Here is a 15,413-nt window from a genome sequence, read left to right on the forward strand (position 1 = left end):
TCATTAAGGTGCATTCGTATTTGAAACCTTACCACGTTCTGTCCATTTCGTAAGCATAATTCTTCTTATAACAGCGATGTTCTGAAATAACCTAACACCGAATGCGAAAATGGCCGCAAGATATAAATCGACTCCTAGATGCACCCCTAGAAACGCGAGTGCGGCCGCCAGAGCGATGTTGAAGAAGAATCCGGATATAAACACCTTATCATCGTACACTCGCTGTAAATGAGCCCTGATGCCCCCGAATAGCGTATCCAGAGCAGCAAGGACGGCAATCGATAAGTAATCGTCATATACCGTCGGAATTTGAAGGTCTGATAATAGCCCCAAAGAAATCCCGAGTATGAGCCCAAGTAATGGTAACCACATAAGTCATTCCCCTTTCGGCAATTCCTCTAAAAACTGATTTTCTAACCTTTCTGGGTAACCGCGGACTTTTACCGCCATTTCTGGCTTCCCAACTTCAAAGATTAAATCGTCAAGATAAAAATCATCATGAATCGCCGAGGCTACTAAATAATTGTACAATTTCTCACTGTCCGTTAAGGTCGGGGAAATGATTTTCATGGTGAATGGTGGTGTTGAAACATTCAATCCATTTACAGTTGTCATTCCATTAATATCTCTGATCGAGCTCAACATCGTATATCGTTTGCCGTCAATTTCGAATATGATGCCTTTAAAACGATTCAACTCATTGACGAAACGGGTGAGCAGATCCGGGGAAATTCCGGTGATTGGAACACCGAATGCTACACTTTCAGCAGATGGCCGAACGTTGATAATAATACCTGGTCCCTCAACGTCTGTGACACCTGCTTGACGATAGAGCTTGTCCACTGTTTCGTTTAGAGCCCTTCCCGTGTTTTCATTATTTAACGATTTATAAGTAAGAATCGTTTTGTCCAACTCCCGAATTTCTGAAAGCAATTCGGAGTGGAATTGCTTTTCGGTTGCCAGGTCTTGACGGATTGCCCAGATGTCCCTTGTATCTCGTTCTTCAGGATTATTCATCGAATTAAATTGGACGGCTGTCATAAACCCGACAAGGAGCAAGATCAATGTGAATCTCCAATGCATTGTTTTTCTCACCCGTCCAGCCTCCTAAACTATTACTCAACTCTCATTGCGTAAAGCGGACAGCCGGATATCCTTTGATTGTTCCGTAGTGACAACGATATTATCCCGAATAAGGCTGTCAATCACACCGCCTTTTAAATGCAATGCCGAAGATAGAACATCCATATCACCAATCGCCTCTATTACGAAAGGGGCTGGAAAAGTTCTTCCATCGACCGTAATAACTGGCCCAGTGCATTTTATATAAGAGTTTGCTGTTATTCGTTGTCCATTTATCGCTAATCCTTGTGCGCCCGAAATCCTTAATTCATTGACGACCCGAAAAATATGACTTTCATGAACAATATAATCGTTCGGATTTTGTTCAACAGGATCGTAATCGGCATCCTTCAAAGTAACCTTAACACCTTGTCCGGCAGCAGGGATTACACCAAGCAGCAAGCGGAGATTTTTGGCCTCTTCAACGAGGCTGGCATGATCTTCCTCCCCCACGGAGAAAGAACGTTCATACTCACGTATCTCTTCCTGCTTGGCGGCGATTTCATCGGTCAGTTCTTTATTTCGCTCCTGTTGACTGATTAGTCCTTCTCGGAAATCCTCTCCCTTAGTAAATGTAGGGGATTTCATGCTATTGGACTCCTGATTTATGCCAAGGGTTCGATATGAAAATGCGAGGATGAAACCGAGTACGAGAAACACGACTGAAAAAAGAATGTTTCTACCCCTCTTTTTGTATTCATCATTCACCTTCTTCATCAACGATATCTTCCTCCTCCATTATCCCATATGCCTTACTAAAAGGAGTGAAGAACGTCCCGACTTCCATGTCTATTACACCTTTTTCATAGCTGTTCAATTGTGCCGTAATATCCGGATAATAAGCCATTTTTTCAGCAAACGTTGAGATGAATGCACGGACCTCGAATCCGTCATCCATATAAACTGTAATACTATCCGAATCCTTTTCATCCCCTACAACAATTATTTCCGAAATCAAGCGATAAACATTATCGTCCATTTTCAGCAGCTGTGCTGTTAACCGCTTCCGTGTGTCGGGATTCTTAAAATTATTTAAGACGGGCGACTCAGCCTCAGGTAACAATATGCCGGCTGGAAACGTTTCTCCACTTTCTAACAGTAAACTATATTGTCCACCGTCTTCCAGATAAGCCACCGTCTTCCATTCAGTAATTGCGATTTCAATATCCCTAAACCACTTCCGTGACACGGACACTTTTTTTACGCCTTCTACTCTCCCAAGTGTCTCTTCAATACTACCGATACTGAAGCTCCAAATTGGCTTGTCCAAAGTTAAACCACTCTGTTCTTTATAAAATGCTTCCTCATGAAGAACCGCGCCACTTACTGTAATTTCTCCCACTTTACTTAGCGGTGATTGAAAGTAAAGAATAGCTAGGAGCGCAATAACGAACACAGTCAACATGAACAGGAATTTTTTATTCGTTTTCCTGCGGCGCTTTTCCCGCAAGGATGGAATTCGCTCCTCGATGTCAATGACTTTGTCCATATCGGCCCCTCCTCTATCAACTCGATTTTTTACTAACTGTAAAATGCATGATGGTTCCCGCTGCGATCCACGTCGTCATCAATGATGAGCCACCATAGCTTATAAAAGGTAATGTAACACCCGTTACAGGCAATAACCCAGATACGACGCCAACATTCAGGAACGTTTGAAAAATGATCATTGAACCCATACCCGCGACCATCAGAAATGCGTGCCGCCCTTTCGCCCTAATCGCAATTCCGAAAGTCGATGCCAGTAGAACTGCAAAAAGTAACAGGACGATTGTCGCCCCAATGAATCCCGATTCTTCTGAGATAATTGAAAAGATGAAGTCATTTTGGGGTTCAGGCAAATAGAGATACTTCTGACGGCTATTGCCGTAACCATGGCCGACCAATCCACCAGGTGCAATCGCAAACAGTGATTGAATCGCCTGAAAGCCTGTGCCGAGCGGGTCATTCCAAGGGTCGACATAAGATTTGATACGTTCTAACCGGTAGGGTGCCGCGGCTATTAACGCGATAAAGGCCCCTATTCCACCCAACCCTAAAAATGCAAAGAAACGTATCGGATAACCTGCAATGAATAACATGACGAAGGCAGAGACAATCATTATGACGGCTGAACCGAGATCAGGTTGCAACATGATCAAAATTGCAGGCAGGAGTATCAATCCAAAATGGCTGAACCGAAAAACTCCTTTCCCACTTGTATTGCTCATATTACACGCCAATTTGCCAATAAGTGCGACCTTGATGAATTCCGCGGGCTGTATACTAAATGGCCCAAAAGCAATCCAACTTTGAGACCCATTTCTGACTGCACCGACTCCGGGTATGAGAACCGCAACGAGTAATAGGATTGTTAAGACATAAAAAGCCGTCCACGTTTTTGGGCTAGATGTCAGCGGACTTTTCATGATGATTAGACCAATACCAACTGACACCGCCATATAGATTGCTTGTTTTACAATGAACGGCGAAGAATCCGCATAATGGACTGCCCCCCAATATGAACCGGCGGAATGGACAAAAGCCAATCCGATAAGTGACAGCGCTACGGCAGAAACGATAAATGACGTTTTCAACTTAGCTTCCAGTGAACGCATCCTTCCGCAAATTTGCTGAATCATGTAAATGACTAGATAGATTGAATGATATCGTTGAATACCGCTTCGACTAGCCTGCAAAGCACCTACGCTAGTTTATATACCGTATTTAACAAACCCCGGTGACACTTACAGTTCCATAACCGCTTCGATAAACTGATCGCCCCGTGCTTCAAAACTAGGGTACTGATCCCAACTTGCACAAGAAGGGGAAAGCAAGATAATATCTCCCGCTACAGTAATCGGATAGGCTTTTCGCACGGCATCCCTTACATCGGCGGCAGTCATGATCATTTCGACTCCGCATGACGCTGCAAATTCCGAAAACTCCCTAGCAGTTTCCCCAACAGCGACGACCGCTTTTACATTGCTCATGTAAGGCCGTAACTCTTCAAATGACTGTCCTCGATTCAACCCGCCAGCAATAAGAATTGTCGGCACTTCGAACGCAGCCAAAGCACTTTTCGTAGCTAGCGTATTCGTTGCTTTTGAATCATTGTAAAACTTTCTGCCATTTAATTCCTTAACGAATTGCATCCGGTGCCGAACACCAGTAAAGGAACTTAAAACATTTTCAATTGCTTTTTTGTCACAGCCCAAAAGGATTGCAGCCGCAGTCGCAGCAAGAATATTTTCAAGATTGTGCTGTCCTGGTAACTTGATGACGGATCGCATTACATAAGGTGACCCATTCCAGTATATTTGCTCGTCATCTGCCGATATACCGTTTTCTTTCATTCCAGTCAAAGAAAAAGGAACCTTCGTAGCTGATGAGCGAATCACATACTTCCTCAGTACCGGCTGATCATCGTTGTATATAAAGTAATCTTCAGCAGTTTGGTTTTTTGAAATACCGTATTTTGCTTCCGCATACGCTTCAGAAGTCCCGTGATAATCAAGATGTGCATCATACAAATTTGTCCAAATCGCTATTTTAGGTCGGAATGTATCTGTCCCCATAAGTTGAAAGGACGATGCCTCTAAGACGATGATGTTTTCTTTCGTTGCTTTTTCAGCAACTGCACAAGAGACCGTTCCAATGTTCCCCGCAATAAGTGGGTGCTTATCACCAATATTAAGCATGTGGTACAACAAAGTGGTTGTTGTCGTTTTACCATTCGACCCTGTAATCCCAACAATTGGCGCTTCACTTATCCTGGAGGCAAGTTCAATCTCTGTCCATACCGGAATTCCTTTGTGAATCGCTTCCGCTATAACTGAATTACTGTAAGGGATTCCAGGATTTTTCACAACGATGTCATATCCCCCGTCGAGGATATCTGCAGGATGACCCCCGCATATCACACGAATACCTTTCAAACGAAGCTCTGCAGCTTCTTCATTACCGTCTTCTGGTGATGCATCATTGACCGTTACATGAGCCCCAGCTGTATGCAAAAGCGATGATGCTGCATAGCCACTTTTTGCAAGACCTAGGACAAGTACCTTCATTCCTTTAAATTGATTGCTACTTTCCACTTACATCACCTCCAGCAAGACAGGAAGTATTGCCGCCAAAAACGCGACTCCCCAAAATACAATTACGATTTTCCATTCGGACCATCCGGATAATTCAAAATGATGATGTATCGGACTCATCTTGAATACCCGTTTACCAGTTGTTTTAAAACTAATCACCTGAATAATAACTGAAAGCGTCTCTATGACATAAACAATTCCGATGACAACAAGAAGAAATTCTTGTTTAATTAATACGGAAGTCATTGCTAGTGCCCCACCTAATGCCAAAGATCCCGTATCACCCATGAATACCTTGGCAGGCTTGACATTGAAAACCAAAAACCCGAGCATTGCTCCTGTAACCACGAAAGCAAAGAGCGCAATATCATGCTGTCCGTATATAAGGGCATGAACACCAAATGCAGCAAAAGCAATAGACGCTGTACCCGCAACAAGCCCATCCAATCCATCAGATAGATTAACGGCGTTAGAAAATCCAACAAGCCAAAAAACAAGGAATGCAATATAGAATACACCGAGTTCGATTTTAAATTCCGTGAAAGGAATTTGTACTGCAGTTTCAAATGGCCCCAACTTCAAGAGGAAGAATGCTGCAACTGAAACGATAATTTGCCCAATTAACTTTTGAATGGATGTGAGCCCCAGATTCCTTTTCAAAACGACGATGATAAAATCATCAAGAAAACCGATGACACCAAAACCTACGAGAACGAGCAATAAGACAATCGTCTGTGTCGTCAGTATGCCGTATATGTATGAAAGGGCGAGCGTCGAAATGATGATTGAACCAATGAAAATAAGTCCGCCCATCGTAGGCGTACCCGCCTTTTTTTGATGGGTTTTGGGACCTTCCTCCCGGATACTCTGCCCAAACTTTAATCTCCTGAGAGCTGGGATAATAACAAATCCCAATAGTGTTGAAATAATAAACGCGACCGCAATGGCCGTCAATGTAGTAACAATCGTCATAATTTTTTCTCCTTCTAACTTCTGATACAGCGCGCAAAAGTGGCTGCATCAGACTTTGCATTTAAATAGTCATTCAGTGTAAACGTGAATAACATCATCAATCTCGATTAATGTGTCAGCAACTGGTAACTGATATTTCACTTGATCCCCAGAACCGTGCCATTCAATACGATACGTATATAATTGGCTAGTGATTTTCGCTTTTTTCATTCCTGTAAGGTCGGGAACCCTGTGCGATAATGGGTCTCCCCATCTGTATTCTTTTTCAATTTGCCCTTCCCTGTTCGTAATACCAGCAAGTGGGGCAATTTCTTCAATAATTCGACCAACAATAGGAGCAGCTATTACGCCCCCGAACTGGACAGAGTTTTTAGGGCTATCAATCGCGAGATAGACGAGTAATTCGGGATCATCTGCCGGTGCAAACCCAATGAATGAAACGATATAATCACCGTCTTTATAAGCACCGTCAACAACTTTCTGTGCAGTTCCGGTCTTTCCACCAACACGAAGTCCATCTGTAAATGCATTACGACCAGAGCCATTTGCGACAACTGACTCAAGCGCTTCCCGCACTTGTTTTGACGTTTCCTCACTGATGACCTGCCGCTGCATTTCAGGTTCGTATGATTGAAGTACCTTTCCCTTATCATCCGTAATTTCCTTTACAATATACGGACGATACAGATAACCACCGTTTATCGCTGCGGCAACTGCTTGAACTTGTTGAATCGGTGTCACTGAAATCCCTTGACCAAATGCAGTTGTCGCTTGCTCGACGGGGCCAAAATTCTTTTCAGAAAAAAGAATCCCTTTTGACTCACCTGCAATTCCTGAACCTGTCGATTCACCGAAACCGAAGTCCTTGATGTATTTACTTAACTTTTTAGGACCTAGCCTTTGCCCGATTTCAATGAATCCTGGATTGCATGAATTTTCGACGACTTCAAGGAACGTTTGATCCTTGTGCCCTTCTCTTTTCCAACAGCGCAGCCTTGCTTTTCCAACCATTGAATATCCAGGATCGTAAAAATGTTCCTTATGAAGATCAATTACTTTTTCTTCAAGTCCTGCTGCAAGAGTTAAGATTTTGAATGTCGAGCCCGGCTCGAAAGTCATCCAAACAGGTAAATTTCGGTTGTAAATACTTGGATCTACGTCTTGATATTCAGCCGGATTAAACGTCGGTGCTGAAGCGAGCGACAGTAATTCACCCGTTTTAGGGTTCATGACAATTGCAAGCACTTGGGCAGCGTCAAATTTTTCCATCGCTTGCGACAATTCACGTTCAACAACCTTCTGCATGTTTAAATCGATCGTCAACTCGACATTTGCTCCATTTTCCCCCGTCTTAAAACCATCATCGACATGTGGAAGCGGTATTCCTTTTGCGTCTGTGTACAAACGGATTTTATCGCCCGTTCCTTGCAGAATTTCATCATATGCGTATTCGATACCTGCCAATCCATTTCCGTCATAGCCCGTAAAGCCAATGAGTCTGGATAGCAGGTCACCATTCGGATAATGTCTTTCAAAATCTACGCCTGTATACAATCCATCTATTTGCAGACGGGCAATTTCATCTGCCTGCTCTTTTGTAATGTTTTTCCCCTCAGGCGCGAGTTTAACCATATATGCTTTTTCGGACAATTTCGTTTCCAAATCAGCTGCATTTACTCCAAGAATGGGTGCCAGTGCAATTGCTGAACTCTTCAATTCATGATTTTGGGATGGCATGAAGTATAAGGTGGGTGCCAGTTTGTTACCGACAATCAGATCACCATTCCGATCGACTATATCCCCGCGTACTCCACCGAATGGGATTTCACGGTCCCAGTTCGCTTCCGCACGCTCTTTCAGTAATTCATGTTTAATGATTTGTATATGGAATAGCTTTGCAACGACCATTCCTAGACAAATTAGAAATATGACAAATACTGCTCGTAACCTTTTTTTAGATTGTAATTGTATAAACGTCCGCAGCGGTTACACACCTCTCGTTTTTCTATCAACGTATGATGTGACGCGGACGGCTATTCGTTAGCCGCCTACAATACTCTCTTCTTTGGTGTCCTCTTCAACGGGTTTATAGATTTCAGACGGCGACTTCAAATGAATGACAACCGGCTCATCTTGCCCAATTACAGCCCCTTTTGATAGGCTTTGCTCAGTTACATAACCATCCCCGTTAATGCGAATATCTAGCCCAGATAACATTTTATATGAAATCACCATTTTTTTCGACCACCCGGTAAAATCTGGCAAAGTGATTGGTCCTTTCGTCTGTAAAAGTATGACCGATCCTTCTGCGAGTTTTGTACCAGGTTCAGGGTATTGAACATCAACTTGGCCCCCCTCACCTATGATTTCAGGAACAAAACCGTCTGCTAGCAATTTCTCCATTGCTTCAGTCGAATTTTTACCGTTATAATCTTGTAGGACAGTCGCCTCAACTATGTCTTCCCCATTAGGTACGATATTCAAATATCTCAAACTATTATCCATTATTGAGGTGAACAGTTTCGAAACCGGATCAGAACCGATTTCTCCAGCTTTCAGTTTCGGTTGCTGTACAAGTACATACGTCAGTAACTGGGGATCTTCTGCAGGTGCCATACCAAGAAATGAATACAAATAATTCCCGTGTCCAGATAAATAGCCACTCCCCGATGGATCCGGAATTTCTGCAGTACCGGTTTTCCCCCCTACTGTATAGCCATTAAGTGCAAACTTTTTACCGGTACCATGTTCAGACGTAACTGTCGAAGCAAGTAATTCCCTTACTTCCTTTGCAGTCTTAGCGGAAATCGGACTTCCATTCTCCTCCGGTTTTTGATCCCGTATAACTTTATCTGTATTCGGATCAGTAATTTTATCAATCACATATGGTTTCATCATAACACCATCATTTGCGATTGCAGTTGCAGCTTGTACCATTTGCATTAACGTAACAGTTGAACCTTGCCCGAATGCAGTTGTCAATCTTTCGATAGGATAAGTGTCTAGAATTCTACCTGGCGCTTCATTTGGCAAATCAATTCCGGTCTTTTCTCCGAATCCGAACTTCCGTAAATACTCTATATATGTTTTATCACCCATGCGTTCCAGTAAATAAGCCATCGATACGTTAGAAGACCGTTGGAAACCTTCAAGGAATGAAATATAACCCCAGCCTGTAATATTATGGTCGCGTATTGTTCGATCATAAAGTGTATATTGTCCCGAATTATAGAAATCTGTTGGAACCCATTTTTTCTCTTCAATCGCTGCGGCTACTGTAAACATTTTAGTTGTAGACCCCGGTTCGATTGTTGTTTCCACAGCCTGATTTAACCAGTTCTCTGTAAGCCCTTCACGCGTAGACGGATGAAAGGCAGGGCGCTGACTCATCGCCAATATTTTGCCTGTTTTCGGATTTACTACAACAGCCAATATTTTTTTCGGTGAATATTCACTTTCCACACGATTCATCGCATCTTCCATGAAATTTTGAATTGTCTTATCGAGAGTCAACTGAATTTCATAGCCGTCTTTGGCAGGGACAATTGCTTCTTCTGCTTTCGGTAACATGAAACCGAAGCCATCCGACTCAAAATCTACTTTGCCATCAGTACCGTTCAACTCTTTATTATACGTTTTCTCCAAACCCATTTTCCCAACAGTAGATATATTTCCTTCGTCATCTTCTTCCTTCATCGCAAAGCCGATTAAATAAGATGCAAAAACGCCATTTGGATAATATCTTTTTTGGTCTTCAATGAAAAGTACCCCAGGAAGCTTCTGCTTTTTAATCGCCAAAACGGTTTCGTGACTAATATCTCGGCCAGCCTTCCCGAATTCTACTTGATACTTATCTCCCTCTTTTGCAGTTGTTAAGCGAGATACAATTTCATCTTTTTCAAGTGGAATATATTCAGCCAGTACTTCAGCCGTTTTTTCAATATCAGTAATATGCAATGGTTTTTTCGAACCCTTACTTGCATCTTTACTCATTACGGCAATAAGGCGGTAACTCAACGTATCGGAGGCGATTAGCTCTCCGTTCCGGTCAACAATCGTTCCCCGCTCTGCTTTCAACACCGATTCTCTCGAGTATTTCGACTCTGCAAGCGTAGCCATAACTTTACCTTCCGCTTCCCCCGTTACTTGGATGTATAAAATCCTTCCAAACAAAAGGAAAAAGAGCCCTCCGTATACCAAAAACATCAGAAAGGCTCCCCATTGGAATCGAAACTTTTTTTTCATCGTCCAGACACAACCTTTACGTTGTTCTCGTTTGGATTCAAGCCAAGTTCTTTCGCTTTTTTCCATATCCGATCATATGTAGATTTTTCTTTGACTTGGATGGACAATTCCATATTTTGTTTTGTTATTTCAGAAATATCCTTTTCAAGCAATTGTACTTCCCTGTTTGTATCATTAATTTGGGCTTGTCCCTGAAGAATCACTGTTAAAAATAGAACAAGGATTGTTGCAAACAGCACAAAAAGGAATTTCTCCCCGACAGAAAAGACTTTTCGAGAAGGTCGTACTTGAGGCTGTTTTCTTGGAACTACTGGCGTTTCAAGTTCACGTATATATGACGTCTGGAATTTTCTCTGTTCTAATGCCATTCACAAATTTCCCCTTTCATTTCTTTTCAACAATTCTGAGCTTAGCGGATCTTGAACGCTTATTCTCTTCTATCTCTTTTTCGCTCGGTATTATTGGTTTTCTTGTTACTAATTTCAGTATTGGTTCCATGCCTTCCGGTATTACAGGTAAATTCGGAGGAAGATCTGGTAAAGAAGAAGCTTCTTTGAATATGGTTTTACACAATCTGTCTTCTAAAGAATGGAATGTGATGACGCTAATACGTCCTCCAGGGTTAAGTACTGTAATTGCATCCGTTAAAGAATCCTCAGCTGCGCCAAGTTCATCATTCACAGCAATTCGAATTGCTTGGAATACTCTTTTTGCAGGATGCCCTCCAGTCCGCCTCGTTGCCGCTGGTATGCTTAGCTTGATCAGTTCAGCAAGCTCCGCAGTCGTCTGGATTGGGGATTGCTGTCTTGCTTCTTCAACTTTACGTGCTACCCTTTTTGAGAACTTTTCTTCACCGTAACGGAAAAAGATGCGGACCAAGTCTTCATACGACCAGTCATTGACAACATCATACGCAGTTAATGGAGCATCTGTATCCATTCGCATATCAAGTGGCGCGTCCAAATTATAGCTGAATCCTCTTTCAGGTGTGTCAAGCTGCGGCGATGAAACCCCTAAGTCATAAAGAATGCCATCAACAGTTGAAATACCTATCTTTTCTAGTTCGGATTTTAAGTTCCTGAAATTCGAATGTACAAATGTTACTTGAGGAAGGTAATCCTTCAATCGCTCTTTCGCAATTTCAATCGCCGTTATATCTTGATCGAAACAAATAAGTCTACCTTCTGGCGATAATTTCTTAGCTATTTCTATGCTATGACCAGCTCCACCTAAAGTACAATCAACGTATATGCCATCATTTTTTATATTTAAGCCTTCAATGGCTTCATGAAGTAAAACTGTTGTATGGTTAAAAATTGAAACCGCCCACTTTCACAAATTTCCTTTTTAAAAATCAAAGTCGATAATATTTTCTGCAATTTCATTGAACGATTGTTCAGATTCATCATAATAGGCATCCCACAATGCTTTTGACCAGATCTCAATACGGCCAGAAACACCAATTACGACACAATCTTTTTCAACCTTTGCATATTGGAGCAATGATGATGGAATATTGATGCGCCCTTGCTTGTCCAGTTCAACTTCCGTTGCACCAGAGAAGAAGAACCTCGCAAAAGCACGAGCATCTTTTTTCGTCACAGGTAAAGCTTTAAGCTTTTCTTCAAGACGTTTCCATTCATCTATCGGGTAACCGAAGAGACAGTTGTCCAGGCCACGAGTCAATACAAAGCCTTCACCTAAATGTTCCCGAAATTTCGAAGGAACAATCAGGCGACCTTTTATATCGATAGTATGCTGATATTCGCCCATGAACATACTCTTCACCCCACTATATAAAATTAATGTACCACATCCCCCCACATTCCTCCACCGGTTTCCTATTATTTCTACCGTTTTTACGTGAAAATGTGTCAATAGTACTTGTTTCAGTGAGATTTTTCTGAAAATAAAGAAAGACACCCTTACAGCACGACTTTGTGCTTGCAAGAATGTCTTACTAATTCAATTATTATAGATAGATGACTTTATGAGTCCCATCCATCACTAACGGCAATCTCAGAAGTTCCTGGATAAGCGTTGGTCCGTAACTGTTTAAATAGGTATATGGTGTATAAAGCCGTTCTTGCAATACGCCTTCAGGGAACAATTCCCCTTCCAATAAACCGAATGCACGAAGTACCGTGTCATGCTTCAACAATTCCGCCTCTTCTGCTTTCCCTTTAAGATAGTCCAATTGCTTAGTATGAAAAAGAAGATTTTTTTTGAGTAGTTCTTGCATCATTTGCCCTTGCTGTTCTGTAAACTCAGCGATTTTTTTGTACTGAATGTCTAACATGTTTTCCGTTTCATTCAGCACCGCGTCGAAACATTCATCATGTAGACCTTTGACAAAATGTTCACGGGCATTTACTACTGCTCCTGACATAACGTCTTCAACCGTGAAGTTTTTTTCACTAAGTGTATGCTTCACTTGCGGTGTTACTAACGTCATCGACATACGCGGTACAATAATAGGCATTTTCATACCTAGATGATGAAACGCCTCTTTCAAAACTGCCCAATAAGCGATTTCTCCCGGACCTCCAACGAATGCAAGCACGGGGAAGACCATGTCCTGCATAAGCGGTCTTGTCGCAACATTATTACTCAAAAGCCAAGGTTCTTCTTGAGCAATTTTGAGCATATCCGTTTTTGAAAATCGGAGTCCCAAGCTTTCATTAACAAAATAGTCATCTTTTCTCGAAAGAAGAACTCTCCCCGTGTCATGTACGTAAAAAAGATTAGCAGCATCAATCTCAGCGACAAGCGGAGAACCAAAACCTTTTTCTACGAATAGTTCTTCTTTTTTCGAAATTTTTTTAGCAAGCTGCTCAGATTCTTCAATTAGATGCGCAAAACTGGATTTTTCGAGCTCCCGTAATTGCTTGGTTGCAGAATCAATGAACAATAGGCCTTCCTCTTTGAAAAGACCGTTCATGAGCCTGACAAAAAATCGTGTAAACGTTTCTTCCTTGTCCACAGCACCAAGGACCTCATCCAACAGATCTTTTGTATATGCCGTTTCACCAAACTTGCCAAAAATATCTTTAACTAATGATGCCATCAATTCTTTGTCATACTCCGCATCTGACGCCATCAGCTTTAGTACGAAGTTTTCTCGATATTGATGTTTCGTTGCGCGACCTTCCAATCGCGTATAAACATGATTAATCTCATTCAAGTCATGATCTTCACCTGCAACCCAAAATACCGGCACAACAGGTACACCTAATTTATCTCTTTGCTCTTTCGCAAGTAAAATAACCGTAATCGCTTTGTGAACAGAGTATAAAGGGCCCGTCAAAATACCTGCTTGTTGGCCACCAATTACGACAACTGCATTTCCCGAAAGTTCGTCAATATGTTTGCTAGCATTCGCGGATATTCCAAAAGGCTCCATAAATGAACGGATTGTTTCTGCAAGCTGAGTTCTTCCAAATGTTCGTCCTGCAAGCTCCTCTAACCTCTCGGGATAGGAACTTTCTTCGTTTTTATAATCAAAAAACGTATGTAAAAAATCTTTATCATTATTATACGATTGCATCACTTTATTGTTTTCTTGTAATGCCACAATTTCCAATTTCATTATTCATGCCCCTTTGTAACTAACGATATGAACAGAGTATAGCATTTCATGCTACAGGATTGAAATACATACGCTTATACACTAAACACTGACGTTCATCCTACATATTCAACGATTTTCAAAACCATTCCGGTGATTAGAAGAATGACATAAGCTACAAATAAAACAAGAAAATAAAATCGCCAAGTTCTCCGTAAGAGCCGAACAATCTGGAATTCCTTCATCTTTCTGCGCTCAATGAGGGCGAAGATGATGGCAATGATGATGGCAATTCCCACTATGTAAACCCATATCCCTTGCCCAAATACCGTCCTTGATACGACATAGACGGCTAGAAACAGCAACGGCGTCGTGACATCTGCTGCAAGCCCTAGGTTTGACGCCGGAGCTTTCCCCATTTCCCGTATGACAACCATGAATACAATCGTGACAAGGAAAGGAAACAAAATAATTGCCGCTAAAAATGCAGTGATCACTTCGTTCATAGCTTCGCTCCTTGCCACTCTATGGCAAATAGCATTTGTTCAAAGGCTGTAAGAAGCGGCAAAGACTTGTTACATCCATCCGCTTTCCGGATAACGGCAGTGACAATTGTCTCGATTTCCATCGGCTGATTAGCCAAGCGATCGACTAACATCGATGAACGGTTTTGCGCTGTTTTTCTACAGATGCCCTTCACTGCTTCGAACGGAAGGATTGACTGCATTTCAGGAAATGCACTTAGCAGTTCTGCATACAAGGAATTGAAAAGTGTTAGACAATGATCGTTGGTAAGTAATTCTCCGTTTTTCACACCAAGGATAGCAGTCAAAGGATTAATCATGCAATTGATAAGTACTTTGCGCAGAAGAATCTGTTCTGCATCCGAATGATGGCTTACCGGAAATAAGTCCGAATGCGCCTGTCCAATTATTTCGAATACACTGTTACTACCACGGGCGGTAGCAATTGTTATCATTCCAACCCCATTATGGGAGACGGTACGATCATCCAACCGACTAGCTCCATGCTCGACAGTGGCAAATGCGACGTGCGGTAATTCAAGATTATTCACTAATTCCAAATGCCCAATGCCATTCTGTACGAACAACACAGGGTTGTATACATGTGCTTCCTGCATTTCTGACAAGAGTTCACGGAGACCTGCATATTTGACCGCGACAATCCAAAGAGCTGTAGTCGACAGATTCCGGATATCCGTCGTAGCATTGACATGCAATACCTCTTTAGTATTATCTTGATTAATGCGTTGAATACCATTCACGCGAATATGTTCCGCTTGCTCTTCTCTTCTTACATAGAATGTCACTTCTATTCCAACTTCCGACAAATAAGACCCCATCAGAAGTCCAATCGAACCCGCTCCAGCAATGATTACCTCCATACATTAGTCCTCCTTCCTAAGTAAA

15 protein-coding genes are annotated in these 15,413 nt (G+C 42.1%); all 15 read right to left on the reverse strand.

Going from position 1 to position 15,413, the window contains the following annotated elements:
* Positions 1-3: 3 nt before the first annotated feature.
* The 15 genes from FQ087_RS10360 to FQ087_RS10430 all read right to left on the reverse strand — a co-directional run bounded on the left by FQ087_RS10360 (position 4) and on the right by FQ087_RS10430 (position 15,388).
* Complete coding sequence (locus FQ087_RS10360) at positions 4-372, reverse strand: small basic family protein (protein WP_149580361.1); 369 nt, start codon at positions 370-372, stop codon at positions 4-6.
* 3 nt (positions 373-375) lie between these two features.
* Positions 376-1,095, reverse strand: coding sequence for a DUF881 domain-containing protein (locus FQ087_RS10365; protein ID WP_149580362.1), 720 nt, complete (start codon positions 1,093-1,095; stop codon positions 376-378).
* 24 nt (positions 1,096-1,119) lie between these two features.
* Entirely contained in the window at positions 1,120-1,839 is a 720-nt protein-coding gene (locus FQ087_RS10370; RefSeq protein WP_149580363.1) for a DUF881 domain-containing protein, read from the reverse strand.
* Positions 1,823-2,611, reverse strand: coding sequence for a cell division protein FtsQ/DivIB (locus FQ087_RS10375; protein WP_149580364.1), 789 nt, complete (start codon positions 2,609-2,611; stop codon positions 1,823-1,825). Before FQ087_RS10375 ends, FQ087_RS10370 begins: the two co-directional genes overlap by 17 nt.
* A 16-nt stretch (positions 2,612-2,627) precedes the next feature.
* The gene (ftsW, locus tag FQ087_RS10380; RefSeq protein ID WP_149580365.1) at positions 2,628-3,719 is read right to left on the reverse strand and encodes a putative lipid II flippase FtsW; all 1,092 of its coding nucleotides are present in this window, start codon (positions 3,717-3,719) and stop codon (positions 2,628-2,630) included.
* A gap of 129 nt (positions 3,720-3,848) precedes the next feature.
* Positions 3,849-5,198, reverse strand: a complete 1,350-nt coding sequence (gene murD / locus FQ087_RS10385) for a UDP-N-acetylmuramoyl-L-alanine--D-glutamate ligase (protein WP_149580366.1) — start codon at positions 5,196-5,198, stop codon at positions 3,849-3,851.
* Positions 5,199-6,170, reverse strand: coding sequence for a phospho-N-acetylmuramoyl-pentapeptide-transferase (gene mraY / locus FQ087_RS10390; protein WP_149580367.1), 972 nt, complete (start codon positions 6,168-6,170; stop codon positions 5,199-5,201).
* A 69-nt stretch (positions 6,171-6,239) separates the two neighbouring features.
* Positions 6,240-8,153 (reverse strand): penicillin-binding transpeptidase domain-containing protein, encoded by a 1,914-nt coding sequence (locus FQ087_RS10395; protein WP_483315855.1) that lies wholly within the window; start codon positions 8,151-8,153, stop codon positions 6,240-6,242.
* Positions 8,154-8,210: 57 nt separating this feature from the next.
* Complete coding sequence (locus FQ087_RS10400; RefSeq protein WP_255452213.1) at positions 8,211-10,415, reverse strand: penicillin-binding protein; 2,205 nt, start codon at positions 10,413-10,415, stop codon at positions 8,211-8,213.
* Positions 10,412-10,783: a cell division protein FtsL gene (gene ftsL / locus FQ087_RS10405; RefSeq protein WP_149580369.1), complete on the reverse strand. Its 372-nt coding sequence runs from the start codon at positions 10,781-10,783 to the stop codon at positions 10,412-10,414. The genes FQ087_RS10400 and ftsL overlap by 4 nt, the downstream gene beginning before the upstream one ends.
* Before the next feature lie 16 nt (positions 10,784-10,799).
* A complete protein-coding gene (rsmH, locus tag FQ087_RS10410; RefSeq protein WP_149580370.1) occupies positions 10,800-11,732 on the reverse strand; it encodes a 16S rRNA (cytosine(1402)-N(4))-methyltransferase RsmH in 933 nt (310 codons plus the stop codon).
* A 30-nt stretch (positions 11,733-11,762) separates the two neighbouring features.
* Positions 11,763-12,194 (reverse strand): division/cell wall cluster transcriptional repressor MraZ, encoded by a 432-nt coding sequence (gene mraZ, locus FQ087_RS10415; protein WP_149580371.1) that lies wholly within the window; start codon positions 12,192-12,194, stop codon positions 11,763-11,765.
* A gap of 193 nt (positions 12,195-12,387) precedes the next feature.
* Entirely contained in the window at positions 12,388-14,004 is a 1,617-nt protein-coding gene (gene bshC / locus FQ087_RS10420) for a bacillithiol biosynthesis cysteine-adding enzyme BshC (RefSeq protein ID WP_149580372.1), read from the reverse strand.
* A gap of 95 nt (positions 14,005-14,099) precedes the next feature.
* Complete coding sequence (locus tag FQ087_RS10425; RefSeq protein ID WP_149580373.1) at positions 14,100-14,489, reverse strand: DUF3397 domain-containing protein; 390 nt, start codon at positions 14,487-14,489, stop codon at positions 14,100-14,102.
* Complete coding sequence (locus FQ087_RS10430) at positions 14,486-15,388, reverse strand: ketopantoate reductase family protein (RefSeq protein ID WP_149580374.1); 903 nt, start codon at positions 15,386-15,388, stop codon at positions 14,486-14,488. Before FQ087_RS10430 ends, FQ087_RS10425 begins: the two co-directional genes overlap by 4 nt.
* Positions 15,389-15,413: the final 25 nt, after the last annotated feature.

This window comes from Sporosarcina sp. ANT_H38 (genome assembly GCF_008369195.1).
Taxonomy (GTDB): domain Bacteria; phylum Bacillota; class Bacilli; order Bacillales_A; family Planococcaceae; genus Sporosarcina.

Coding starts and splice junctions, on each gene's coding strand:
- FQ087_RS10360 (WP_149580361.1), bottom strand. CDS start 372: ATGTGGTTACCATTACTTGGGCTCATACTCGGGATTTCTTTGGGGCTA.
- FQ087_RS10370 (WP_149580363.1), bottom strand. CDS start 1,839: ATGAAGAAGGTGAATGATGAATACAAAAAGAGGGGTAGAAACATTCTT.
- FQ087_RS10375 (WP_149580364.1), bottom strand. CDS start 2,611: ATGGACAAAGTCATTGACATCGAGGAGCGAATTCCATCCTTGCGGGAA.
- ftsW (WP_149580365.1), bottom strand. CDS start 3,719: ATGCGTTCACTGGAAGCTAAGTTGAAAACGTCATTTATCGTTTCTGCC.
- mraY (WP_149580367.1), bottom strand. CDS start 6,170: ATGACGATTGTTACTACATTGACGGCCATTGCGGTCGCGTTTATTATT.
- FQ087_RS10400 (WP_255452213.1), bottom strand. CDS start 10,415: ATGAAAAAAAAGTTTCGATTCCAATGGGGAGCCTTTCTGATGTTTTTG.
- ftsL (WP_149580369.1), bottom strand. CDS start 10,783: ATGGCATTAGAACAGAGAAAATTCCAGACGTCATATATACGTGAACTT.
- mraZ (WP_149580371.1), bottom strand. CDS start 12,194: ATGTTCATGGGCGAATATCAGCATACTATCGATATAAAAGGTCGCCTG.
- bshC (WP_149580372.1), bottom strand. CDS start 14,004: ATGAAATTGGAAATTGTGGCATTACAAGAAAACAATAAAGTGATGCAA.
- FQ087_RS10425 (WP_149580373.1), bottom strand. CDS start 14,489: ATGAACGAAGTGATCACTGCATTTTTAGCGGCAATTATTTTGTTTCCT.
- FQ087_RS10430 (WP_149580374.1), bottom strand. CDS start 15,388: ATGGAGGTAATCATTGCTGGAGCGGGTTCGATTGGACTTCTGATGGGG.